The sequence below is a fragment of the Flavobacterium aquiphilum genome (genome assembly GCF_027111335.1).
Taxonomy (GTDB): Bacteria; Bacteroidota; Bacteroidia; order Flavobacteriales; family Flavobacteriaceae; genus Flavobacterium; species Flavobacterium aquiphilum.
On the sequence record NZ_CP114288.1, the window covers coordinates 732111 to 756181 of the forward strand.

21 protein-coding genes are annotated in these 24071 nt (G+C 34.9%); 10 read left to right on the forward strand and 11 right to left on the reverse strand.

Translation table 11 applies throughout. The features are described from left to right. The first annotated feature begins 7 nt into the window (after positions 1–7). From OZP12_RS02970 to OZP12_RS02990, 5 genes are all read left to right on the forward strand, one after another. The gene (locus tag OZP12_RS02970) at positions 8–2482 is read left to right on the forward strand and encodes a bifunctional UDP-N-acetylmuramoyl-tripeptide:D-alanyl-D-alanine ligase/alanine racemase (protein WP_281227566.1); all 2475 of its coding nucleotides are present in this window, start codon (positions 8–10) and stop codon (positions 2480–2482) included. A gap of 64 nt (positions 2483–2546) precedes the next feature. Then, positions 2547–2975, forward strand: a complete 429-nt coding sequence (gene mscL / locus OZP12_RS02975; RefSeq protein ID WP_281227567.1) for a large-conductance mechanosensitive channel protein MscL — start codon at positions 2547–2549, stop codon at positions 2973–2975. A gap of 304 nt (positions 2976–3279) precedes the next feature. Further along, entirely contained in the window at positions 3280–4269 is a 990-nt protein-coding gene (locus OZP12_RS02980) for an aspartate-semialdehyde dehydrogenase (protein WP_281227568.1), read from the forward strand. 89 nt (positions 4270–4358) lie between these two features. Continuing rightward, positions 4359–4715 carry a hypothetical protein gene (locus OZP12_RS02985; protein ID WP_281227569.1) on the forward strand — a complete coding sequence of 119 codons (357 nt, stop codon included), beginning with the start codon at positions 4359–4361 and terminating at the stop codon, positions 4713–4715. Between the two features lie 147 nt (positions 4716–4862). Continuing rightward, a complete protein-coding gene (locus OZP12_RS02990; RefSeq protein WP_281227570.1) occupies positions 4863–7070 on the forward strand; it encodes a TonB-dependent receptor in 2208 nt (735 codons plus the stop codon). A gap of 56 nt (positions 7071–7126) precedes the next feature. Here the strand turns inward: OZP12_RS02990 and mtgA are convergent, their stop codons facing one another. Together mtgA and OZP12_RS03000 are read right to left on the reverse strand one after the other, a co-directional pair. After that, positions 7127–7870 (reverse strand): monofunctional biosynthetic peptidoglycan transglycosylase, encoded by a 744-nt coding sequence (gene mtgA / locus OZP12_RS02995; RefSeq protein WP_281227571.1) that lies wholly within the window; start codon positions 7868–7870, stop codon positions 7127–7129. A gap of 3 nt (positions 7871–7873) precedes the next feature. Continuing rightward, positions 7874–8986: an NAD(P)/FAD-dependent oxidoreductase gene (locus OZP12_RS03000; protein ID WP_281227572.1), complete on the reverse strand. Its 1113-nt coding sequence runs from the start codon at positions 8984–8986 to the stop codon at positions 7874–7876. A 229-nt stretch (positions 8987–9215) separates the two neighbouring features. Between OZP12_RS03000 and OZP12_RS03005 the strand changes: the two genes are divergently transcribed. The 4 genes from OZP12_RS03005 (at position 9216) to OZP12_RS03020 (ending at position 15522) form a co-directional block, all read left to right on the forward strand. Then, a complete protein-coding gene (locus tag OZP12_RS03005; protein ID WP_281227573.1) occupies positions 9216–9629 on the forward strand; it encodes a hypothetical protein in 414 nt (137 codons plus the stop codon). Between the two features lie 126 nt (positions 9630–9755). Then, positions 9756–11657 (forward strand): S9 family peptidase, encoded by a 1902-nt coding sequence (locus OZP12_RS03010; protein WP_281227574.1) that lies wholly within the window; start codon positions 9756–9758, stop codon positions 11655–11657. 88 nt (positions 11658–11745) lie between these two features. Further along, positions 11746–12942, forward strand: a complete 1197-nt coding sequence (locus OZP12_RS03015) for a C1 family peptidase (RefSeq protein ID WP_281227575.1) — start codon at positions 11746–11748, stop codon at positions 12940–12942. 147 nt (positions 12943–13089) lie between these two features. Beyond that, complete coding sequence (locus OZP12_RS03020; protein ID WP_281227576.1) at positions 13090–15522, forward strand: hybrid sensor histidine kinase/response regulator; 2433 nt, start codon at positions 13090–13092, stop codon at positions 15520–15522. On the opposite strand, the gene OZP12_RS03025 is transcribed toward OZP12_RS03020, so the two are convergent. The 9 genes from OZP12_RS03025 to pdxA form a co-directional block, all read right to left on the reverse strand. Further along, a complete protein-coding gene (locus tag OZP12_RS03025) occupies positions 15519–16850 on the reverse strand; it encodes a sigma-54-dependent transcriptional regulator (protein WP_281227577.1) in 1332 nt (443 codons plus the stop codon). The genes OZP12_RS03020 and OZP12_RS03025 overlap by 4 nt on opposite strands. 120 nt (positions 16851–16970) lie before the next feature. Further along, positions 16971–17267 (reverse strand): hypothetical protein, encoded by a 297-nt coding sequence (locus OZP12_RS03030; RefSeq protein WP_281227578.1) that lies wholly within the window; start codon positions 17265–17267, stop codon positions 16971–16973. Positions 17268–17315: 48 nt separating this feature from the next. Next, entirely contained in the window at positions 17316–17612 is a 297-nt protein-coding gene (locus OZP12_RS03035) for a hypothetical protein (RefSeq protein WP_281227579.1), read from the reverse strand. A 404-nt stretch (positions 17613–18016) separates the two neighbouring features. Further along, entirely contained in the window at positions 18017–19363 is a 1347-nt protein-coding gene (gene accC, locus OZP12_RS03040; RefSeq protein WP_281227580.1) for an acetyl-CoA carboxylase biotin carboxylase subunit, read from the reverse strand. A 107-nt stretch (positions 19364–19470) separates the two neighbouring features. After that, on the reverse strand, positions 19471–19953 hold the full coding sequence (gene accB, locus OZP12_RS03045; RefSeq protein ID WP_281227581.1) for an acetyl-CoA carboxylase biotin carboxyl carrier protein: 483 nt from the start codon (positions 19951–19953) through the stop codon (positions 19471–19473). 21 nt (positions 19954–19974) lie between these two features. Then, positions 19975–20973 carry a beta-ketoacyl-ACP synthase III gene (locus tag OZP12_RS03050; protein WP_281227582.1) on the reverse strand — a complete coding sequence of 333 codons (999 nt, stop codon included), beginning with the start codon at positions 20971–20973 and terminating at the stop codon, positions 19975–19977. Between the two features lie 172 nt (positions 20974–21145). Next, a complete protein-coding gene (rpmF, locus tag OZP12_RS03055; protein WP_281227583.1) occupies positions 21146–21343 on the reverse strand; it encodes a 50S ribosomal protein L32 in 198 nt (65 codons plus the stop codon). A 9-nt stretch (positions 21344–21352) separates the two neighbouring features. Next, positions 21353–21892 (reverse strand): YceD family protein, encoded by a 540-nt coding sequence (locus OZP12_RS03060; RefSeq protein ID WP_281227584.1) that lies wholly within the window; start codon positions 21890–21892, stop codon positions 21353–21355. Positions 21893–21975: 83 nt separating this feature from the next. Then, positions 21976–23025, reverse strand: coding sequence for a 4-hydroxythreonine-4-phosphate dehydrogenase PdxA (gene pdxA, locus OZP12_RS03065; protein ID WP_281229119.1), 1050 nt, complete (start codon positions 23023–23025; stop codon positions 21976–21978). 58 nt (positions 23026–23083) lie between these two features. On the opposite strand from pdxA, the gene OZP12_RS03070 reads away from it, so the two are divergent. Beyond that, complete coding sequence (locus OZP12_RS03070; RefSeq protein ID WP_281227585.1) at positions 23084–23671, forward strand: riboflavin synthase; 588 nt, start codon at positions 23084–23086, stop codon at positions 23669–23671. The last annotated feature ends 400 nt before the right edge of the window (positions 23672–24071 follow it).

Sequence of the window (24071 nt, forward strand, 5' to 3'; positions counted from 1 at the left end):
CTCAAGATTGAATTTAAATATTTCAAATATTGAAAGTGTTCTCCAATCAAAATGGGATAGAAATCCTGATGGAGAGACTATAGACACTGTTTCTATAGACAGCCGTTCTTTGCAAAACAATGAGAAAACGCTCTTTTTTGCATTAGCCGGAGCGAATCACGATGCCCATATTTACATAAAAGATTTAATTGCAAAAGGCGTTCGTTATTTTGTGGTGACCCATATTCCCGATGGTCTTGAGGGAAAAGCCAATTTTTTGGTTGTCAATAATACGTTGAAAGCGTTACAACAGTTTGCAGCTTATTACCGAAGCCTTTTTTCGTTTCCGATTATTGGAGTAACGGGAAGTAACGGTAAAACCATCGTAAAAGAATGGCTCAATTTCCTGTTGAGTCCCGACTATAATATCATCCGAAGCCCGAAAAGCTATAACTCACAAGTGGGGGTTCCGTTGTCAGTTTTGGCTATAAACGAACAGCATAATTTAGGGATTTTTGAAGCCGGGATTTCGACGGTTTCGGAAATGGACAAACTAGAGAAAATCATTCGGCCAACGGTCGGAATTTTGACCAATATCGGCTCTGCCCACGATGAAGGCTTTGAAAATTTGGATGAAAAAATCAAGGAAAAAATGTTGCTTTTCCAACATTCGGAAGTAGTGATTTATCAAAAAAATGAGTTAACAGATAATTTCATGTCAAGTTCTTCCTCCCTCTCTTTTGGAGAGGGGCGGGGTGAGGCTATTTCATGGTCTTTTACAGATGAAACCGCCGCTGTTTTTGTGTCCAAAAAAGAGCATACGCACGACCATACACTTATTGAATATACATGCAAAGGGAATGTTTCGGCCTTGGAAATCCCTTTTGTGGACGATGCTTCTGTCGAAAATGTGATTTCCTGTCTTTTGGTTTTGTTGTATTTGGAATACGATGCCAAAACGATTCAAAGCCGAATCGAATTATTGTTTCCGATTGAAATGCGTTTGAAAGTGAAAAAGGGAATCAATAATTGTAGCCTTATCGATGACAGTTACAGTTCCGATTTTCAGTCTTTGAAAATAGCATTGGATTTTCTTGAAAGCCAAAAACAGCATCAGAAGAAGACGGTAATTCTTTCGGATATTTTTCAAAGCGGATTATCGAATGAAGCTTTGTATTCTAAAGTGGCCGAGCTGATTATTTCCAATAATATTAACCGTGTTATCGGAATTGGCGAAACGATTTCTACTTTGAAAACAAAACTTCCGAATGCTTCATTTTTTAAAGATAGCAATGAATTTTTGGCGCAATTGGAGCAGTTGAATTTCGAAAATGAAACCATTCTTATAAAAGGAGCGCGATCTTTCCAGTTTGAAGAAATCGTGGCGGCATTTGCAGAGAAAACACACGAAACCGTTCTTGAAATTAACCTGAATGCAATAAGTCATAACTTTAATTTTTTCAAATCAAAACTAAAACCAACGACCAAAATGATGGCGATGGTTAAAGCTTTTGGTTATGGAAGCGGGGGTTTTGAAATTGCAAAATTGCTTGAGCATCACAAATTGGATTATTTGGGTGTGGCTTTCGCCGATGAGGGAATTTCGCTGAAAACCGCGGGCATCAAATTGCCGATTATGGTTTTGAATCCGGAGAATACCAGTTTCCCGGCAATTATTCAGCATCAATTGGAACCGGAAATTTACAGTCTGAAAGGATTGAATGCTTTTCTGAAAATTGCTGAACAGAAAAAATTAAAAGATTTTCCTATTCATATAAAAATGGATACCGGAATGCATCGTTTGGGTTTTGAATTAAACACGATTGATGATTTAATCGTTACTTTGAAAGGAAACCAAACGGTCAAAGTGAAGAGCATTCTTTCGCATTTGGCTACCAGTGATGACCCGCAACAGAAAGATTTTGTTCAATATCAAATTGGGTTATTCGAAAAATTATCTTCGAAATTAATGAATGAATTGGGGATTAGTCCTATCCGCCATATTTTGAATACATCCGGTATCAGTAATTTTCCGGAAGCGCAATACGATATGGTTCGTTTGGGAATTGGTTTGTATGGTGTTTCCAATGATTCGGAGGAGCAAAAATACCTTGAAAACGTTGGAACGTTAAAATCGGTTATTTCCCAAATCAGGACAATTCAGCCAGGCGAAAGCGTGGGCTACGGCAGACGGTTTATGGCGGAGAGAGAATCTAAAATAGCTACGATCCCGATTGGTTATGCTGACGGAATTTCGAGACATTGGGGGAATGGTGTTGGATTTGTAACCATTAAAAATATAAAAGCACCTGTTCTTGGAAGCGTTTGCATGGATATGTTAATGGCGGACGTGACCGGGATTGACTGTAAAGAAGGGGATTCGGTGGTGATTTTTGGCGAAAGCCCGACCGTGACTTATATGGCCGAACAACTGAAAACAATTCCGTATGAAATTCTTACTAGTATTTCGCAAAGAGTTAAGAGGGTTTTTTATAGGGAATAATGCTGTTTTTTGTAAAAGATTAACTATATTCGTTACATTATAAACTAACCAAAATCAAAACATTATGGGATTTATCAGTGATTTCAAAGCCTTTTTGATGAAAGGCGAAATAGTGAATTTGGCTACAGCGGTAATTGTTGGGGGTGCATTCGGAAAAATTGTGACCTCTTTTACAAATGACGTTTTAATGCCGCCTATTGGATTATTATTAGGAAAAGTTGATTTTAAAAACCTGAAAATTGTGCTTCAGGAAGGCATTCCCGCAGTTATGGAAAATGGTGCCGAAAAAGCGCCAGCCGTAGCAGAAGTTGCGATTAACTATGGTTCTTTTATTCAAACCGTTTTTGATTTTGTGATTATTGGTTTTTGTATTTTTATGGTATTAAAAGCCTATGAAAAAACCAAAAAACAAGAAGCAGTGGTTGAAGCTCCTCCAGCAGGGCCAACACAGGAAGAATTACTTGCCGAAATCAGGGATTTATTGAAAAAGTAACTCCTAAGATTCTAAGTCAATAAGTTTCTGAGTTAAAAATCTTAGTATCTCCGGAACTCAGCAACTTTGAAAAAGAAATTATACCGCTTTACACTATATATTCTAACTAAACCACCTTATAAACGGGTGGTTCTTTTTTTAAGATACTAAGTTTTTAAGTTACTTGGTAAAAACTTAGAATTTCAGGAACTTAAAAATACTTGTTTAATTTATAACAATTTGTTAATTTTTGTGAACCCCCTTGTTTCTTTTTGAAGATTACATACTTTTGTAAAAAAAATAAATAGACTATAAAATATATACAATGAGAATAGCAGTTGTAGGAGCTACCGGAATGGTTGGCGAAATAATGTTGAAAGTATTGGCGGAAAGAAACTTTCCTGTAACAGAATTAATCCCAGTTGCATCTGAGAAATCAGTTGGGAAAGAAATCGAATTCAAAGGGAAAAAATATAAAGTGGTTGGTCTTCAAACTGCAGTTGACTTGAAAGCAGACATCGCTTTGTTCTCTGCCGGTGGAGGAACATCACTAGAATGGGCTCCTAAATTTGCGGAAGCGGGAACTACCGTTATTGACAATTCATCTGCATGGAGAATGGATCCTACCAAAAAATTGGTTGTTCCTGAAATCAATGCCAATCAATTGACAAAAGAGGATAAAATTATTGCCAACCCAAACTGTTCGACTATCCAAATGGTATTGGCTTTGGCTCCATTGCATGAAAAATATAACATAAAACGTGTAATCGTTTCTACTTACCAATCTATTACAGGAACGGGTGTAAAAGCGGTTCAACAATTTGAAAACGAAGTGGCCGGAGTAAAAGGCGACATGGTTTATAAATACGAAATCAACCGTAACTGTATCCCGCAATGTGATGTTTTTGAAGATAACGGATACACTAAAGAAGAGATGAAATTGGTTAAAGAAACCAAAAAAATCTTAAGTGACGATTCTATCAAAGTAACGGCTACCGCTGTGCGTGTACCGGTTGTTGGTGGACATAGTGAAGCTGTGAATGTGGAATTCAGCAATGATTTTGACGTTAACGAAGTTAGAACTATTTTGAGTCAAACTGATGGAGTGGTGGTTCAGGATAATTTAGACACTTTCACTTACCCAATGCCAAAATATGCCGAAGGTAAAAATGAAGTTTTTGTTGGTAGAATCCGTCGTGACGAAAGCCAGGCAAACACTTTGAACATGTGGATTGTTGCCGATAACTTGAGAAAAGGAGCTGCGACAAACACTATACAAATCGCAGAATATTTAATTGCTGCAAACTTGGTTTAATCCATTTTACTATTATATAAATCCGATTGACTTTAAAATAATATAAAGTTAATCGGATTTTTTCTATTCTATGATTACCTTTGCACCGGATGAGAAAAAGGATTGTCATATTAAATTTTTTCTGGGCATTTGCGGTATTGTTCGCAATGCTTTTCCAAACTGCGCATACTTATCAGCATCTGGCGCAACAGCTTTCAGAAAAAAAATGCCATCATTCTCACACATCTAAGCATGATATTACCCATCAGCATCACAATTTTGACCATTGTTATGTTTGTGATTTTAAAATAAGCAGTTTTACTTATTCTGAAATTGCTTCCTATGGATTTCAAGATGCTATAATACACTCTGAATATACTTTTTTCAAATCCAGAGAAATTACCGAATTCTTTAAAGGGAGCCTTTTTGCACTTCGGGCACCTCCTGTTTTTATTGCTTTTTTATAGAGTTTGAAATTTACATTTATTTAAAAAATAAACATGTAAGTTTCTAGATGAATTTTTGATTCACAAATAAATTATGTAAAAATATTTCTTTCATTTCTCCCTTTCCTTTGGAGAGGGTTGGGGTGAGGAACAATAAAATCATTTTAAATGAAAAGATATATAGTTGCCCTATTTTTGGGGCTTACCGCCTTTTTGCAGGCACAAAATTCCATAACCGGAAAAGTCACCGATTCCAAAAACAATTCATTGGCAGGCGTTATCGTCGATGCCTCCGATTTGCATAAATCAACAAAAACAGACGAAAACGGAGTTTATACTTTGACCGCACTTCCAAACGGTAATTTAACTTTAGTGTTTTCATCCGTGGGGTTTGCGACCCAAAATAAAAAGATCGAAAAAGTCCAAAACACGCAGACACTCGATGTTGTTATGGAAGAACTGGCCTTTCAGATGGATGAGGTTATTGTCTCCACGCCATTTTCCAAATTGCAATCCCAAAACGTAATGAAAATTGACCGCGAAAGTGTTAAAACAATGCAGGAAAAGGGGAGTGCCACCTTGATTGAAGGATTGGCAACCATTCCGGGAGTTTCACAAGTTTCTACAGGAACTTCTATAGGTAAACCAGTAATCCGCGGATTGAGCGGGAACAGGGTTTTGGTATATACACAGGGAATCCGATTGGAGAATCAACAATTTGGAGATGAACACGGGCTTGGACTCAACGACGCCGGAGTGGAAAATGTTGAGGTTATAAAAGGTCCGGCTTCCTTGCTTTACGGTTCGGATGCGCTAGGTGGGGTTTTGTTTTTTAATCCCGAAAAGTTTGCCTTGGCGAATACTTTTCAGGGCGATTTTGGACAACGAATGTTTTCGAATACGCTCGGAACCAGTACAACTTTAGGTTTGAAAACATCCACCGATAATTGGAAATATTTGGTACGCGGTTCTTACAACACCCAATCCGATTATAAAATTCCCGATGGTGACCGTGTGACCAACACCCGTTTTCAGGAAATGGATTTCAAGGCCGGATTAGGGTACAGCAACGCCAAATTTTCGAGTGTGTTGCGATACAATTACAACAATCTTGATGTGGGAATTCCGGAGGATGGAATCGCTGATCAAACCACTTCCAAAAAAACAGCTTTTCCTAAACAAGGGGTTTACAATAATTTATTCTCCTTGAACAACACCCTGTTTTTTACCGATTCCAAATTGGATGTGAATTTGGGTTATATCCGAAATGACAGAAACGAATTTGAAGACAGTGATGTTGCGGTTTTGCACATGATTTTAAACACGTTTGACTATAATGTCAAATATTATCTTCCTAAACTAGGGAAAGTTGAAACCATATTTGGAATACAGGGAATGTCTCAAGAAAATAGAAATCTCGGAGAAGAATATTTAATTCCAAACGCAACAACGAATGACTTTGGCGTTTTTGGAACTGGGATTTATAATTGGGGAGAAAGTTCGATTCAGGGAGGACTTCGTTTTGATTACCGACATTTAGTTTCCGAAGAATATGGAATCGTTGGGGATGAAGGTTATTTTGAAGCACTTGATAAAAATTATGACAGTTTCAACGCTTCATTGGGTTACAAAACCAATTTTGCCAAGGATTTATCTTTCCGATTGAATACGGCAACGGGTTTTAGGGCTCCGAATTTGGCCGAGCTTTCGTCCAACGGAGTTCACGAAGGAACTTTTCGTTATGAAATAGGAAACGCAGATTTAAAAACCGAACAAAATTTGCAAACCGATTTGGATTTGGAATACAAAAGCACCCATTTTGAGTTTAGTGTAAGCGGTTTTTATAATCATATCAACGATTATATTTATTCGTCACCAACCGGAGCAGAAATTGATGGATTCAAGGTTTATGATTACATCCAGAATAATGCCAATTTGTATGGAGGAGAATTAGCTTTGCACATTCACCCGCATCCATTGGATTGGTTGCATATCGAATCTAGTTTTGAAACCGTTACGGGAAAATTGCAGGATGGTGGTTACTTGCCACAAATCCCTGCCAACAATTGGGACAATACCATAAAAACCGATTTTAAGATTGGCAATTGGCTTGAAGATGCATTTGCCACTTTGAATGTTTCGACAACTTTCAGTCAGGATAAAGTAAGCGGATATGATATTTCTTCAGATGGTTATACGTTGTTTAATATGGGGTTTGGCGGTAAGGTGAAATTGGGCAAAACAGCTTTTGATATCAATTTGAATGGTAATAACTTGCTCAATAAAACCTATATACCGCATTTATCTCGATTGGCTACTTCAGGAATACCCAATCTGGGACGGAATTTTGTTTTGGGAGTTGCTTTTAAGTTCTAAGGATGAAGTTTTATAAAATTACAAACCCCAATAGCAAAAGTTATTGGGGTTTGGTTTTAATATTCAATTTTTCCGATATGCTTCATAATCCGGACAATTTTTGTCTTTCGGTTATTGATGTAGGAGGATGAGCTTGTGGCTTTGTATTTTCTTGGGTTGGGCAAAATGGCGGCGATTCCTGCAGCTTGTTGTAGAGTCAAACTCGAAGCGTCCCGGCGGTACCAGTGTTCGGTTGCGGCATACGCCCCATAAACGCCGTCACCCATTTCGATGCTGTTGAGGTAAACTTCCATGATGCGTTTTTTGCCCCAAATAATTTCTATTAAAACGGTGAAATAAGCTTCCAGGCCTTTTCGGAGGTAACTTCGGCCTTGCCAAAGAAAAACATTTTTGGCGGTTTGTTGTGAAATGGTGCTTCCGCCTTTTATTTTTCGACCTCTTTCATTGCTTTTGTAGGCTTTTTGCATCGCGATAAAATCAAAGCCGTTGTGGGTTAAGAAAGTTCCGTCTTCACTGGCAATTACTGCTTTTTGAAGGTTCATGGAAATTTTATCGATAGGCTCCCAATTGTGACTGAAATAAATTTCTTTTCCAGCAGCTTTGTTTTCAAAATAGCGGATTACCATCAAAGGAGTGAACGGAACAGGTACAAATTTGAAAAGCACCACAAGTGCAACTGAAATCCCAAAAAACCACAGCAGTGCTTTTAGAAGAAACCATTTTATTTTGGCTCCAAAACTTTTGGATTGCTTTTTGGAGGGTTTTTTAGTTGTTTTTTTGGGAGTTATTTTGGTTGCCATTTTTTATGTTAAATCTGCTAATTCGGTTCCTATTAAACTGCCAATTGCTACTCCCATTCCGCCAAGGCGAACGCCACAATACACGTTTTCAGAGAGTTGAGAAACAATCGGTTTTTTGCTGTTTCCAATGCCCATAATCCCACTCCAGCGGTGTTCAATTCGGACATACTGATTGGGCAAAATTACTTTTTTTAATAAGTCTTCCAATTTTTTTTGCACAATTTCTGTCTCACCAAATTCGGTTGTTGTTTCGGTTTCAAAGTCTAAATTCCTGCCGCCTCCAAGAAGAATTCGGTTATCAATATTCCTGAAATAATAATAACCTCTGTCCAAATGGAAAGTTCCTTTTATGTCCAGATTTGGGATGGGTTCTGTAATTAAAACCTGTGCCCTTGCTGGTTTTACACCGCCTTTGGTTAGTGAATTGGAAAAGCCATTGGTTGCAAATAATAATTTTTTGGTAGTAAAACTAAAATCGCCCAGTGCTACTTCAACGCAATTTTCGTTATCAAAAAAAGAGGTAACGGTTTGCTGGTTCAGTATTAAAATATCTTTCTCAACTGCTTTTTTCAGAAGTGCCTGCATCATGTTTCCAGTATCTATTTGGGCTTCAAAAGGATTGAAAATCAAATATTCGTTAACGTCTCCAAAACCAAAACGATCTACTTCTTTGGCAAATACATCGCTTTTGAACATTGGTTTTAAGATTTCATTGATGAAAGGCAACTTATTTAAACATTCAGAAAAACTGCTGTCGTCGTCATTCAAAAATAATTCATAGCCGCCGTATGGTTTGAAATCGATGGTGCTGTCGCCAAGGTGTTTTCTCAATAGTTGAAGCCCATTCCATCTTTTATGGATGAGTTGGATAACGTCTTCCTCGGTATGTGTTTTTAAATCTTCGATGATTTCAGAAATACTCCCAAAGCAGGCAAATCCGGCATTTTTGGTGCTGGCTCCTTGTGGTAACATTCCTTTTTCGAGTATAAGTATTTTGCTGTCAGGGTATTTTTCGCGTAAGCGTAAGCCTGTATGCAAACCTACGATTCCGCTTCCTACGATGGTGAAATCAATATTTGTAAACCAATTTTTTAATTCCCAATAGCTTAGCTGCATTTGACCTTTTTTTTATAAAATTAAATAAAATTTCCAGTTTTTGACTCTTACGTTTTGGTAATGTTGGGTGTAAAAATATTTTTTAGGTAATGTGTGTATTAATGTTGAAAATATAAGGCTTTGGCATCATAATTGTGCATTAAAAATAGATTTGAAAAAGCAGTCATGTGCTTTGAATATGGGTAAAAAACGCTGCGGAAAGTCTAATAGTAAAATTAAATGAACAGTTATGTTTGAAAATATTGATGAACTTATTGAAGTAAATTTAAAACTGTTATTTGCATCAAAATCTCAATTTATGATGCGAATTAATTTCAAGGATGAATACGGTTTTAATTTAAAAAATTCGAAAGTGTTTGCCGAAATTTTAGAGCATAAAGGACTTATTGTATTAGAAAAAACTCAAGGATTCCGTTGTGATTTAACTGATGTTGGAAGGCAGATTTGCCAAAGTGGAGGTTGGATTAAGTATAAACAAACGATTGAATCTTTGACCAAATTAAAAGATTTAGATACGGTGGATTCTCAAGTTAAAATGATGGAACAATCATTAGTAAGAAAAATAATTGTGGCAAGTATCATTATGTTTACATTGTGTCTTCTCATTACCCTGTTTGCAATTAAATTACTCAATGTTTATTAGTCAGGTTTAAGACTTTTTAATAAAAAAAGAATTCTCCCTTTTTAATCTTTTTTTATGATTGACTATTTATCCTAATTGAGAATTATAGTGTTATATTTGAAATGTGAATATGTATTTTAAATAATTATGAGAAAAACACTCTTTTTAATGCTAACAATGATGAGTTTGACAGCAAGTGCCCAAAATGTAATGACACCGGAATTACTGTGGAAATTAGGGAGAATTACTCCGCTAGGAGTTTCAAAGGACGGTAAAAATGTTGTTTATAAAGTTTCGACACCTTCAGTCGAAGAAAATAAATCCAGTTCTAAATATTATAAGGTTGACATGAACTCCGGAACTGTAGCTGAAATTAAGGATACAAAAGAAGTTTTAGCTGATAAAAATGTTTCACCTGACGGGAAATACATAGTTTACAATGAAGAGGTGAAACTTGACAATGTATTAGGAGCAGATTATTATCCTAATTTGGACAAATCTAATGTTAAAATTTACAATGGCTTGGATTACCGTCATTGGGATACTTGGAACGAAGGGAAATTCAATCATGTTTTTTACAAAGAAAATAAAGAGGGTGCACAAGGAACTGATATTCTAAAAGGGGAACGCTTCGATAGTCCTCAAAAACCTTTCGGAGGAGACGAAGATTATAATTGGTCGCCTGATGGGAAAAGCATCGTGTATGTGTGCAAGAAAAAATCAGGTACTGAATATGCGCTTTCTACAGACACCAATATATATGAGTACAATCTTGAAACAGGTAAAACCATCAACAGAACCGAGGGGAATTTAGGGTACGATACGGCTCCACAATTTTCACCTTCAGGAGACTTGACTTGGTTGCAAATGAAGAGAGATGGATATGAGTCCGATAAAAATGATTTGATTGTTAGTTACAAAGGTTTGAAAATAAACCTTACTGCTAATTGGGACGGAACGGTAAGTAGTTTCAAATGGAGCAATGATGGGAAAAAGATTTATTTTGTAGCACCAATTGACGGTACATTACAGGTTTTTGAGGTTAATTTCCCTGGATTGACAAAGATTGCGATTACTGTAAAACAAGTTACAAATGGTGATTTTGATGTACATGATTTGGTTGGTTTTTCTGGCGATGATTTGATTGTTACAAGAAACGATATGAACCATGCAGCTGAGATTTATCTATACAATTTGAAGAAAAAGACTTGGAAGCAATTGACAAATGTTAATACAGCAAGATACTCAACATTGGCATTGAGTAAAACAGAAAGACGTTATGTAACAACAACGGATGGTAAAAAAATGTTGGTTTGGGTAATCTTGCCTCCAAATTTTGATGCTTCAAAAAAATATCCAACACTTTTATATTGCCAGGGAGGACCACAGTCTCCATTGACCCAATCGTATTCTTTCCGTTGGAATTTCCAGTTAATGGCCGCTAACGGATATGTTGTGGTTGCGCCTAACCGTCGTGGAATGCAAGGGCATGGTGTAGAATGGAATGAACAAATTAGTAAAGATTGGGGCGGACAAGTGATGGACGATTATCTTTCGGCTATTGATGATGTGGCCAAAGAAAGTTATGTAGATAAAAGTCGTTTGGGCTGTGTTGGTGCAAGTTATGGTGGTTATTCTGTGTTTTATTTGGCTGGAATTCATAACAACCGTTTCAAAACATTTATTGCCCACGATGGAGTTTTCAATACCCAAAGTATGTTCGGGACTACTGAAGAAGTTTTCTTCAACTACTGGGATTTTGGTGGGGCTTATTGGGAGAAAGACAATGCTGTGGCTCAAAAAGCATACACAAAATTCAATCCTATAAATTATGTTCAAAATTGGAATAAGCCTATTTTGATTATTCAGGGAGGAATTGATTTCAGGGTGCCAATTGGTCAAGCTCAAGAAGCTTTTCAGGCAGCGCAAATACGTGGTTTAAAAAGCCGATTATTATATTTCCCTGAAGAGAATCACTGGGTGTTAAAACCACAAAATGCTCAGATTTGGCAAAATGAGTTTTTTAAATGGCTTAAAGAAACCTTGTAGATTGTAATTTAATTAATAATTTAGTAACGATAATGTAACAATATTTTGGTTTTTGTTACAAATGTAAAAACTATAACTTATTTTAAAAATGTATAAATTATCAATTAAATCACTTTTTATTGCAACAACTCTAGTGGTTGGAATGAATTCGATGACTGCTCAAGATGGGTTAGTTAACTCATTGAAAGTAAATGCCAGTGAAAAAAGCGCAGAAAGTTTCAAGTTTACTGATGTTATTAATTTGGCTAATACTTCCATTAAGAACCAAGGATCTTCGGGAACTTGTTGGAGTTATTCTACGAATTCGTTTTTAGAATCCGAGATGATCAGAATGGGAAAACAGCCAGTTGAATTATCACAGGTTTTTTCTGCTAGAAATGCTTATGTTGAAAAAGGAAAAAATTACGTGCGCATGCATGGAGCCGTAACTTTGGGAGACGGAGGGGAATTGCATGATGTAATTAATATGTACAGAAAGTATGGAGCTGTTCCACAATCCGTTTATACAGGATTGAATTATGGTACTTCGAAAAATAAGTTCGCTGAAATGGCTGCTTTGACTGAGGGTATGTTGGCTGCAATTGTGAAAAATCCGAATGGCGAATTAACTCCTAACTGGGAGAAAGCCTATGCTGCTGTAATCGATTCTTATTTAGGACAAGTTCCTGAGAATTTTATGTACAAAGGAAAAAGCTATACGCCACAAACTTTTGCCAAAGAAGTTGTGGGAATCAATCCGGAGGAATATGTGGAATTTGCATCTTATGCCAATGTTCCTTACTATACAAAAACGATGATGATGGTTCCGGATAACTGGTCATTTGATTTGGTTTATAATATCAAAATGAACGATATGACGGCTATCATTGACAATGCATTGAAAAACGGTTATACTGTAGCTTGGGCATCAGATGTGAGCGAGAAAAGTTTTAGTTGGAAAAATGGATTGGCTTATGTTCCAACTAAAAAGTTTGATGAAATGACGGCCGAAGAAAAAGAAAATATGTTCAACGGACCAAAACCAGAATTGGAAATTACCGAGGAAATTCGCCAAAAAGCATTTGACAATTACCAAACCACTGACGATCACGCAATGCATATTGTTGGTATTGCCAAAGACCAAATGGGAAAAGAGTATTATATCGTAAAAAATTCTTGGGGATCAACTAATGATTATAAAGGATATTTGTATGTGAGCAAAAATTTTGTAAAATACAAAACAACTTCATTGATGGTAAATAAAGGAGGTCTTCCATCTGATATTGCTAAGAAAATAGGGGCTTAATAAAATTTAAAGCTTTAATTACAAAGAAAACCTCACAATATTGTGAGGTTTTTATTTTTAAAACTATCTGAGTTCAGGTAAAGTTTTTCAATTAAGTCTGCTGAAGATTCTAAGTTTATTCATTTTTGTAATTCTTATCTTTGAAATATGAACAGTAAAAAAAGCTATATCCCTATAAAGATATTTATCAGTTATCTAGTTTTGGCGGCACTTTTTGTAGGTGTAAGCTGGTTTCTATATTCGGAAAACAGAGGGTTTTCTGAGACAGAGAGTAAAGTTACCAAAGAGAATAATAAGATTTTAAAAGTTAGTAATTTACTTTCTAATATATACAAAACCGAAAGTTTAGCTAGAATAACCATTCAATCAGATTCAAAGAAGGACTTTGAAAATTATATTTCCAAAACGGATTCTTTAAAGCTAGAAATCGATTCTTTAAAACTATTGGTAACAACTCAGTATCAAATTACATTGTTGGATAGTGTGAAGCTTTTGTTATCTAAAAAAACAAATAATATAAAGGATCTTAAAAGCATAAAAAATAAATCAAATGATGAAACGGCTCTCAAAAAAGCCATTAATGATTTGACAAAAATGGAATCATCGCTTAGAAAACTTCAGTTGGAAGATTTTATAAAACAACCAGCTAAATTGGGGAATTATCAGCAAAGTGTCCTTAAAAAATATGTTGCTTATTTAAACGAAAATATTCCAGATGACAGTACGAATACATTAAGTAAAAAAGAATCGGATTCGATTATAATGGTGTCAAAAACCTTGTTGAATGAGGTCAAAAATGCAACTTTGAAGAAGAAATTCACATTAAATTTGGAAGAAAATAAGTTGCTTCAAAATGAACTTCTAATTTCAGATCAACTAAGAAAAGTCTTGAGTATTATCGAAACCGAAATAATTAGAAATACAACAAGAAACTATCAGGAAAAGGAAAAATCATTAAAACAAAATAATCAAATCGTTACCATAGCGGCAGTACTCGGATTGTTTTCAACTTTGTTTTTTTTAATTTTGATTCTAAATGATTTTTCCAAAACGGAATCCTATAAAAAACAACTTGAAGAAGCTAACAGTACAACCAAAAAATTGCTCAGAAACAGAGAACAGCTTATCTCTACAGTCAGTCACGATTTAAAAACACCATTGAGTACAATTATAGGATATACAGAGCTTTTAGGAAATTCTGAATTGACAAAAAAGCAATTGTATTTTGCCAATAACATAAAAGGTTCCTCAGAATACATTACAAAATTGATTCAGGACTTACTTGATTTTACACAAATTGAAGCGGGAAAAATAATAATCGAAAAGCTTCCTTTTTCGTTGTATGACGTTATTCAGGAAGTTGCAAAAAGTGTCCAATCGATATATGACCAAAAGACGATCCATCTTTCTATTGACATTGAGGAAATTTTCCAAAATAAAATTATAGGAGATCCATTCCGATTGAGGCAAATAGTAACTAATATAATTGGTAATGCCTTTAAATTTACTGCAGAAGGATTTATTAAGATTGAAGTAAAAGTCGATATTGAAAACCATTTTATTACAATTAAAGTCGAAGATTCCGGAATTGGAATAGAAGAAGACAAACAACAATTGATTTTTGAAGAATTCACTCAAGCGGATGAAAGTATCGAAAAAAAATATGGAGGAACCGGATTAGGGCTTACTATTTCAAAAAAAATTATTGAAATTCTTGGTGGGAAATTAAACCTAAAGAGCGTTTATGGTAAAGGCAGTGCTTTTGAAATTCAATTGCCATTGTTGTTTGATTCTTCTTCACAAAAATCGAACATAATAGGTTATTCTGATAATAAGTTAACAGCAGTTGTTGTTGATGATGACATTAATTTGTTGAAGTTAACGACGGAAGTTTTACAGCAGAATAATTTTAAAGTTTTGTTCTTTAACAATGCTTCGGGTGCACTTGAAGCACTAGAAAGCAATCCGTTTGATTTTATAATTACCGATATTCAAATGCCAGAAATAGACGGATTTCTATTTTTGAAAAAAGTAAAGGAATCTACTACTATAAATTTTGACGAAAAGCCAGTTATAGCAATGACTGGAAGAACCGATCTGGAAAAGGAAATCTATATAAAAGCAGGATTTTCGGATGTGATACGAAAGCCGTGTTCTCCAAAAGTATTGCTTGAAATTGTAAATTCCATTTTGAATAATAACCAATCACACTTTTCTACAACCCATGAAATTGAGGGAATAGAGGATTCAATAAAAAAATATTCGTTAACCACTTTGAAATTATTCTTATCTACTGACGAAGGCGCTTTGAAAGAGCTTTTGTACACTTTTATGACATCTACAAAAGAAAACTTAGCAATATTAGAAGAAGGGATTTCAGAAAAAGATATTTTAAAAGTAAAAGGGACTGCCCATAGAATGAAGCCGATGTTTAACCAAATTAAAGCTCATGAAATTGTTCAAATTTTAAGTGATTTAGAACTCAAAGAACTTTCATTTGAGGAAATGGATGTTAAATTCAAAATTTTGAAGACAGAAATCGTATCGTTTTTTTTGCTTTTAGAAAAAGAAGTAAACTAATCTATATTGTACTGTTTTAATTTGTTATATAATGTTTTTCTGTTTATTTTAAGCAATTTTGCTGTTTCTGACTTGTTGTTTTTCGCTTGTTCCAAAGCATTCAAAATGGCTTCTTTTTCATTTTCAAACAAAGAAAAATCATTAATAATTTTGTTTGCCATTTGAAAAATTTCATGTGGGAGTGTATTTTTTTCGATAAAATCACCTTGGGATAATAGAGTGGCTCTCTTAATAATATTTTGAAGTTCTCTTAAATTTCCAGGCCATCTGTAATTTTCAAAAACAGTCACCACTTCTGGGGAAAACCCTATGATGTTTTTATTTAATTGTTGATTTGCTTTGCCAAGAAAGAAATCTGCAAAAATCATTAAATCTTCATTCCTTTCATTCAGCGAAGGGGATTGAATCGAGAATTCATTGATTCGATGGTATAAATCTTCACGGAAGGTTCCGTTCTTTACGGCTTCCCTTAAATCTTCATTCGTTGCGGTGATTATTCGGATATCAACATTAATTTCTTTATTGCTTCCTACAGGTTTTATTTTTCTTTCCTGTAAAGCTCTTAAGAGTTGAATTTGGTTTTCGTAGGAAAGATTGCCTATTTCATCAAGAAAAAGAGTCCCTTTATTGGCAGCCTCAAAACAACCAATTTTGTCATTTATAGCTCCTGTGAATGAACCTTTTAAATGACCAAAAAACTCACTGGCAGCTAATTCTTTCGGAATTGCTCCACAATCAACAGCTATGAAATTATTGTTTTTTCTTGGGCTATTTTGATGAATACTTTTTGCGATAACCTCTTTTCCTGTTCCGCTTTCACCAATAATTAAAACAGACATGTCAGTTGGACTTACAAGTTGAATGTATTCTGCCAATTTTTTTGATGCTGCTGAAATTCCTAAAATAACATCTTCATCTGTCGTTTTTGTTTTGTTATTTGAAATTGTTTTATTAGTTAAATTGGTATCAGTGATTTCCAATGCATTTGAAATAACGAGTAAAACTTCTTCTGGATTAAATGGTTTCGAAATATAATCGGCAGCACCATTTTTTATAGCTTTTACGGCAGTATTAACATCAGAATAACCAGTCATTAAGATAACTGGAATTGTTGGGTATGCCTTTTTAAATTCAGACATAAGTTCAATTCCATCGTAGTTTGGAAGTCTTAAATCTGTAATAATAAGGTCAAAGTTTTGACTTTTAATTTTAGTTTTTGCTTCTTCTGCTGTAAATGCAGTTGTTACAGTATAAGATTTTTTTTCGAGAAAATTTTCCAACATCATACAAAAGGAAACATCGTCTTCTATCAATAAAATCTTTGACATAGGTTTTAACTTTATTTGCTAATGTAAAGTTATTAAAATTATATATTCATAATAAACTTATAAAAAAAAGAGATTCATTGAATCTCTCTCCTCTTGAATCTAAATATTTAGTTCTGCAACTTATTTTTTTGTCAAGTTTCCAGCTGCATCTGTGTAAACAGTAGATTTCTGGTCACCTACTTTTATATCTAGTTTAAATTCTTTCTTTTCATTAATATATGCTTTTTCAATAACCGCGTCAGGTTTAGCAGTTTTTAAGGCTAATATCACTGAACTTGGTACCTCTTCCAATTTGATTTCTGTAAATTTTTCTTCAACTGTTTGTGTTGAAACCGATGATTTTGCTGCTGCTGTAGTTTGTGCAAATGTTGTGAAACTTCCCAAAATGATTGCTGCTGATAAGATTAATTTTTTCATAATAATAGTTTTTTTTAATGATTTAATTCTCTAGTTTGCTTTGTATGATTATTTTTTTATCCAGTTTCCAGTTGCATCTGCATATAGCGCTCCTGCTTTTTCACCAACTGTGATCTCTAGTTTGTATTCTTTTTTCTCATTAATATAAGCTTTGTTAAGTACAGCGGTTGGATAAGCTTTTACTAATGCTTTTTTTACTGTTTCTGGTACTTCTTCAACTTTAATTTCTGTATACGTCTCTTGAACAGTTTGAGTTGTCTGTTCTGTTTTTGGTGGAGTTGATTGTTGTGCGAATGTTGAGAAACTCCCTAAAATGAATGCAGCTGATACGATTAATTTTTTCATGATAAATATTTTTTAAATTTTATATTTTACTTAATGAAATTATTATGCCAACTTATTTAGTTTGCTTGAAATATGTGTAATTATTTGGTTTTTAAATAGTTGTAAATTTTGTGAAATTTGTGAGCTCTATTGAAGTGTGTAATTTTTAATAATTAGTGGGTAAATTTTACACACTTATTTAGATTTCAACAAAAAAGGCCTTGCGGTTTTATGCAAGGCCTTTTTGATATATCTCAATTTAATGATCTGGTTATTGTACAACTAGTTCTTGTTTAGTAGTGAGATAGAAATTAGATAGTGAAGTGGCGCGTCTAAATAGTTTTAGAGATAGATTGTTTTTATGTAGAGACACTTTTATAGAGACAAAAAAACCCATTCGGTTGGAATGGGTTTAATTTTTTGATTTATTCTGGATCATTCATTTTGAAATCGTCCATAAAGGCAGTGGTGTAATCCCCTGCGATGTATCTTGCGTCATCCATCAATTGTCTGTGGAATGGAATTGTTGTTTTGATACCTTCGATTACGAATTCGTCTAATGCTCTTCTCATTTTACTGATAGCTTCTTCACGAGTTTGGGCTGTAGTAATCAATTTGGCAATCATCGAATCGTAGTTTGGCGGAATCGTATAGCCTGAGTACACGTGTGTGTCAAGGCGTACTCCGTGACCACCTGGCATATGCAAAGTAGTGATTTTTCCCGGAGACGGTCTGAAGTCGTTATATGGATCTTCGGCATTGATACGAACCTCGATCGCGTGTAATTGAGGAAGGTAGTTTCTTCCTGAAATTGGCACACCAGCAGCAACTAGGATTTGCTCACGAATCAAGTCGTAATCAACTACTTGTTCTGTAATTGGGTGCTCAACTTGAATACGAGTATTCATTTCCATGAAGTAGAAGTTTCTGTGTTTGTCCACTAAAAATTCTACAGTTCCGGCACCTTCGTATTTAATATATTCGGCTGCTTTTACAGCTGCTTCACCCATTTTTGCGCGTAATTCGTCGGTCATGAATGGAGAAGGTGTTTCTTCGGTCAATTTTTGGTGACGACGTTGAACAGAACAGTCTCTTTCAGAAAGGTGACATGCTTTACCGTAAGCATCACCAACAACTTGAATTTCGATGTGGCGTGGCTCCTCGATTAATTTTTCCATGTACATTCCGTCGTTACCGAAAGCCGCAGCAGCTTCTTGACGGGCACTTTCCCAAGCTTTCAAAAGATCTTCTTCTTTCCAGATAGCTCTCATCCCTTTTCCACCACCACCGGCAGTAGCTTTCATCATTACAGGGTATCCTATTTTTGCTGCAGTTTCTTTAGCGTCTTCGTAAGAATCCAAAATTCCTTCAGAACCTGGTACACAAGGAACACCTGCTTCAATCATCGTGGCTTTTGCGGATGCTTTATCACCCATTCTGTCAATCATTTCTGGTGACGCACCGATGAATTTTATGTTGTGTTCCTGGCAAATTTTAGAAAATTTTGCATTTTCAGAAAGGAATCCGTAACCAGGGTGAATTGCGTCTGCGTTTGTAATTTCGGCAGCAGCAATAATATTGGACATCTTTAAATAAGATAAGTTACTTGGTGCTGGTCCGATACAAACAGCTTCGTCTGCAAATTTCACGTGCAGACTTTCAGCATCTGCAGTAGAGTAAACGGCAACAGTTTTGATTCCCATTTCTCTACACGTTCGGATAACGCGAAGTGCAATTTCTCCTCTATTTGCTATTAGTATTTTTTTAAACATTTTTTTTCAATTAGATAATTAGGCAATTTTGATAATTAGATAATTAGTTTTTTAGTTTGATTTAAAATCAAATCTGCAATCTAAAATCTGCAATCTAAAATCTAAAATTATGATGGATCTACTAAGAATAAAGGTTGGTCAAATTCTACCGGAGACATATCGTCTACCAATATTTTTACAATTTTACCAGATATTTCAGATTCAATTTCATTGAATAATTTCATTGCTTCAATAACACAAAGAACATCTCCTTTTCCAATAGCTTTACCAACTTCTACAAACATTGGTTTGTCTGGAGCAGGTTTTCTGTAGAAAGTACCAATCATTGGTGATTTAATTGTGATGTAATTTGCGTTTTCGGCAGCTGGAGTTTCTGCTGGAGCGGCTGCGACTGGAGCAATTTGTTGAGGAACGACAGCTTGAGGTAGAGCGTTTTGTACAGGTAGTTGTTGTACATAAGTTGCTTCGGTAACGTTTCCTTCTAAAGTAGTTCTGATGGTGATTTTAACATCATCCATTTCTAATTTTACTTCAGCAACACCTGAATTTGCAACAAATTTGATTAGATTTTGAATTTCTTTTAAATCCATAATTATTTCTTTTTAGTTTATTTATTTTTTGTCGTAGGCCCAAGTTAAGTAAATCGATCCCCAAGTGAAACCGCCACCAAAGGCAGCAAAAATAATAGTATCCCCTTTTTTGAAAAGGTGTTCAAAATCGTAAAGTACTAAAGGTAATGTTGCTGATGTGGTATTTCCGTATTTTTCAATATTCATCAATACTTTGGAATCTTCCAGATTCATTCTGTGAGCAGTCGCATCAATGATACGTTTGTTTGCCTGATGGGACACCAGCCAATTTACGTCTTCATTAGTCAAATTATTTTTTTTCAAAATCAATTCACTTGCGTCAGCCATATTGGTAACTGCATATTTGAAAACAGTTTTACCGTCTTGCATTATATTGTGTTGTCTGTTTTTTACAGTATCTTCAGAAGCAGGAATTAAAGATCCTCCGGCTGGTATTTTAAGAAAATCGCGTCCAATACCATCGCTTCTTAAATATTCATCCTGTAAACCAAAACCTTCGTAATTTGGCTCAAATAATACAGCTCCTGCACCATCACCAAAAATGATACAAGTAGCTCTGTCTGTATAATCCACAATGGAAGACATTTTATCGGCACCAATTAAGAGTACTTTTTTGTATCGTCCAGATTGTACATAAGCAGCAGCAGTAGACATTCCATAAAGGAAGCTTGAACAAGCGGCTTGTAAGTCGTAAGCGAATGCGTTTGTGGCTCCAATTGCAGTTGCTACATAAACACCTGTTGCAGCAACCGGCATATCTGGGGTTGCAGTTGCCATTAAAATTAAATCTATTTCAAGAGGGTCAATGTTTGCTTTTGCTATTAAATCTTCGGCAGCTTTTATAGCAAGAAAAGAAGTTCCTTTATCAGCGTCCTTTAATATTCTTCTCTCTTTAATTCCGGTGCGTGTGGTTATCCATTCGTCATTCGTTTCGACCATCGTTTCCAGTTCTTTGTTTGAAAGAACATAATCAGGAACATAACCACCGACTGCGGTAATTGCGGCTGTAATTGTACTCATTATATGCGATTATTTATTGTCAAATGTTGCCATTTGCAAAATTTTTAAAAGGCTTTAAATTTACAAAAAAAAACCAAACTAATAATTTTAGGGTTTCTTATTTGCGGTAAATTATAAACAACAAAAAAAACTCTCACGAAGTGAGAGTTCCAGTATTGTTTACAAAAATGTATTAAGCAAGAGCTACTTCAGATTTATCGATAACAACTTGTCCTCTGTAGTACATTTTACCTTCATGCCAGTAAGCTCTGTGGTATAAATGTGCCTCTCCAGTAACAGGACATGTAGCGATTTGAGCTACAGTAGCTTTGTAATGTGTTCTTCTTTTGTCTCTTCTAGTTTTAGAGGTTTTTCTCTTTGGATGTGCCATTTTACTATATTATTTATCCGTTAATAGATCCTTTAATTTGTCCCAACGCGGGTCTGTATTCTCTTCTTTTTCTTCTTTCTTTTTTTCTTCAATTGCTAATTCTTTCAGTTTTGTCAGAGCTTCGGTTTTTAAACTTCCATCTTTTACTCCTGGATGAACTCTTCTTTGTGGTATCGAAAGTACAATCATCTCATATATATATTGAGCGATGTCTATTTCGAATTCACCATGAGGCAATATCAGCAATTCTTCATTGTCATTGTTGAACGTGTCTCCAAACCGAACAATTAGTTTTAATTTGCCTTTTATAGGTAAATCAAAATCTTCGCCTGTAAGGTCACAAGGAACATTCACAGTTCCTTTATGTTTGAAATCAATCTCAAATAGGTTGCTTTTTTTGTCAAAAACTACATTTACTCTGATGTCTGAATTTTGAAATTCATTGTAATCAAAGATTTCAAAGAACGCATTATCTATTTGATATTCAAATTTGTGTTTCCCTAGCTTTAATCCTACGAAAGGAATTACATATTCTTTTGACTTGCTCATTTCACAACAATTTGCCCTAAACTTCGGGAGTGCAAAGATATAAAATAATTATAATTCCAATAATGTTATTCACCTTTTTTTGTTTATAACTGTTTTTCTTTAGGTTTTAAAGGCTTTTGACTGATTTCAGCGTACTGATTTCTCGAATTATAAACATCAATAGCGAGGTAAACAGCTTCTTTGAAGGAGTTAAAATCGGCTTTGTTTTTTCCTGCAATATCATATGCTGTTCCATGATCTGGAGAAGTTCTTATTTTATTGAGTCCGGCAGTATAGTTTACACCGTTTCCAAAAGATAATGTTTTGAAAGGAATTAAACCTTGGTCGTGATAGGTTGCAATAATAGCATCATATTTTTCGTACTGATTGCTTCCGAAGAAACCGTCTGCAGGAAATGGGCCAAAGACTAAAGTTCCTTTGTCGAATAATTTTTTCAAGGCTGGTTTCAGTACTTTGTCATCTTCTGTCCCTATTACACCTCCGTCTCCACAGTGAGGATTAAGTCCCAAAACTGCAATTTTAGGTTTGTTGATGCTAAAATCCTGTATCAAAGTTTGATTGATAGTTTCTATTTTTTTGAAAATCAAATCTTCAGTCAAATTTGAAGCTACTTCGTTAATAGGGATGTGATCAGTTAATAATCCGACTCTTAAGTTGTCTTGTACCATTAACATTAAGGCGTCACCTTCTAATTCTTGGTTTAGGTAATCAGTATGTCCGGGGAATTTAAAAGATTCTGATTGGATATTGTATTTGTTTATGGGAGCAGTTACCAGAACGTCTATGTCGCCTTCTTTTAGTGCTTTGGTGGCAGCAACGAATGATTTTATAGCATATTCGCCCACTTTTTCGTCGTTTGTTCCAAAGTTAAGATCGATTCCTTCTCTCCAAAGATTTAAAACATTGACTTTGCCAATGACAATTTGATCCAACTTGTCTATACCGTGTAAGGCAACTGACGAATCAAAGCTTTTTCGGATGAACGAAAGTATTTTAACATTGGCAAAAATAACCGGGGTACATAGTTCAAGCATTCGAGAGTCTTCGAATGTTTTAAGGACAACTTCGCTTCCAATACCGTTTAAATCTCCTATTGAAATTCCTACGATTATATTTTCTGCTTTTTTCATAATGGGCACTGGTTATTTATTGCTAATTTTGAAGTGCAAATTTAGTAAAATAAAATAAGAAATGTTTACAGGGATTATTGAAACACTTGGGATTGTTCAAGAGGTTAAGAAAGAACAAGATAATATTCATATCACGATCGAGTCTGCAATGGCAGAAGAATTAAAAATTGACCAAAGTGTTGCTCATAATGGAATATGCTTAACGGTTGTAGCTATAGAGGGGCATCGTTATACTGTTACTGCTATTGGTGAAACAATTAAAAAGACTAATATTTCAAATTGGAACGTTGGTGATAGCGTAAATTTGGAAAGGGCTATGAAACTTGGAGACCGATTGGACGGGCATATTGTACAGGGGCATGTCGATCAAACAGGAATATGTGTTTCTGTAAAGGAGACTAACGGAAGTTGGTTCTATACGTTTGAATATGATCCTGCATTGCAAAATATTACAATTGAAAAGGGTTCGATTACAGTAAATGGAGTGAGTCTGACTGTTGTGGATTCAGGAGTAAATAATTTCAGTGTTGCTATTATACCTTATACTTATGAACACACTAATTTTAATTCGTTTGTAGTTGGGACTAAAGTGAATTTGGAATTTGATGTAATAGGAAAGTATGTTTCTAGATTATATGGTAATAGATAATATTCTAGGGTAATATTGTAAAACAGAAAAAGACCTAATTTAAGGTCTTTTTTTGTTTTGTTTTATGTTTGTGTATGATGTGTAGTCCAAGAAATGTGCCAGCTATAGCCAATAGTATTAGGTTTTTATCAATAGGTAAACTTGGGCCAGGGTCGGGATTAGTATCATTTGTAGTAGGTTGGGGTATATTTGTGTTTGCGTATCCATTCATGCCAATAAGTATAAAGGATATAAGTAAAATAATTTTTTTAGTTAAAAGTTTCATGCTTCATTGGGGGTGTAAGACATTATTTAAAATAAAGAAACAAGTGTTGGTAGGCTTAAAACTTATGTTTCTTGTGGCAAAAGTATGCAAACTTACTATTATTTTTTTATTCATTAAAAATAAGTTATTAAGATT

What these genes read in the sequence shown, in the direction of transcription:
- mscL (WP_281227567.1), top strand. Translation starts at nt 2,547, where the DNA reads ATGGGATTTATCAGTGATTTCAAAGCCTTTTTGATGAAAGGCGAAATA.
- OZP12_RS02980 (WP_281227568.1), top strand. Translation starts at nt 3,280, where the DNA reads ATGAGAATAGCAGTTGTAGGAGCTACCGGAATGGTTGGCGAAATAATG.
- OZP12_RS02985 (WP_281227569.1), top strand. Translation starts at nt 4,359, where the DNA reads ATGAGAAAAAGGATTGTCATATTAAATTTTTTCTGGGCATTTGCGGTA.
- OZP12_RS02990 (WP_281227570.1), top strand. Translation starts at nt 4,863, where the DNA reads ATGAAAAGATATATAGTTGCCCTATTTTTGGGGCTTACCGCCTTTTTG.
- mtgA (WP_281227571.1), bottom strand. Translation starts at nt 7,870, where the DNA reads ATGGCAACCAAAATAACTCCCAAAAAAACAACTAAAAAACCCTCCAAA.
- OZP12_RS03000 (WP_281227572.1), bottom strand. Translation starts at nt 8,986, where the DNA reads ATGCAGCTAAGCTATTGGGAATTAAAAAATTGGTTTACAAATATTGAT.
- OZP12_RS03005 (WP_281227573.1), top strand. Translation starts at nt 9,216, where the DNA reads ATGTTTGAAAATATTGATGAACTTATTGAAGTAAATTTAAAACTGTTA.
- OZP12_RS03010 (WP_281227574.1), top strand. Translation starts at nt 9,756, where the DNA reads ATGAGAAAAACACTCTTTTTAATGCTAACAATGATGAGTTTGACAGCA.
- OZP12_RS03015 (WP_281227575.1), top strand. Translation starts at nt 11,746, where the DNA reads ATGTATAAATTATCAATTAAATCACTTTTTATTGCAACAACTCTAGTG.
- OZP12_RS03020 (WP_281227576.1), top strand. Translation starts at nt 13,090, where the DNA reads ATGAACAGTAAAAAAAGCTATATCCCTATAAAGATATTTATCAGTTAT.
- OZP12_RS03025 (WP_281227577.1), bottom strand. Translation starts at nt 16,850, where the DNA reads ATGTCAAAGATTTTATTGATAGAAGACGATGTTTCCTTTTGTATGATG.
- OZP12_RS03030 (WP_281227578.1), bottom strand. Translation starts at nt 17,267, where the DNA reads ATGAAAAAATTAATCTTATCAGCAGCAATCATTTTGGGAAGTTTCACA.
- OZP12_RS03035 (WP_281227579.1), bottom strand. Translation starts at nt 17,612, where the DNA reads ATGAAAAAATTAATCGTATCAGCTGCATTCATTTTAGGGAGTTTCTCA.
- accC (WP_281227580.1), bottom strand. Translation starts at nt 19,363, where the DNA reads ATGTTTAAAAAAATACTAATAGCAAATAGAGGAGAAATTGCACTTCGC.
- accB (WP_281227581.1), bottom strand. Translation starts at nt 19,953, where the DNA reads ATGGATTTAAAAGAAATTCAAAATCTAATCAAATTTGTTGCAAATTCA.
- OZP12_RS03050 (WP_281227582.1), bottom strand. Translation starts at nt 20,973, where the DNA reads ATGAGTACAATTACAGCCGCAATTACCGCAGTCGGTGGTTATGTTCCT.
- rpmF (WP_281227583.1), bottom strand. Translation starts at nt 21,343, where the DNA reads ATGGCACATCCAAAGAGAAAAACCTCTAAAACTAGAAGAGACAAAAGA.
- OZP12_RS03060 (WP_281227584.1), bottom strand. Translation starts at nt 21,892, where the DNA reads ATGAGCAAGTCAAAAGAATATGTAATTCCTTTCGTAGGATTAAAGCTA.
- OZP12_RS03070 (WP_281227585.1), top strand. Translation starts at nt 23,084, where the DNA reads ATGTTTACAGGGATTATTGAAACACTTGGGATTGTTCAAGAGGTTAAG.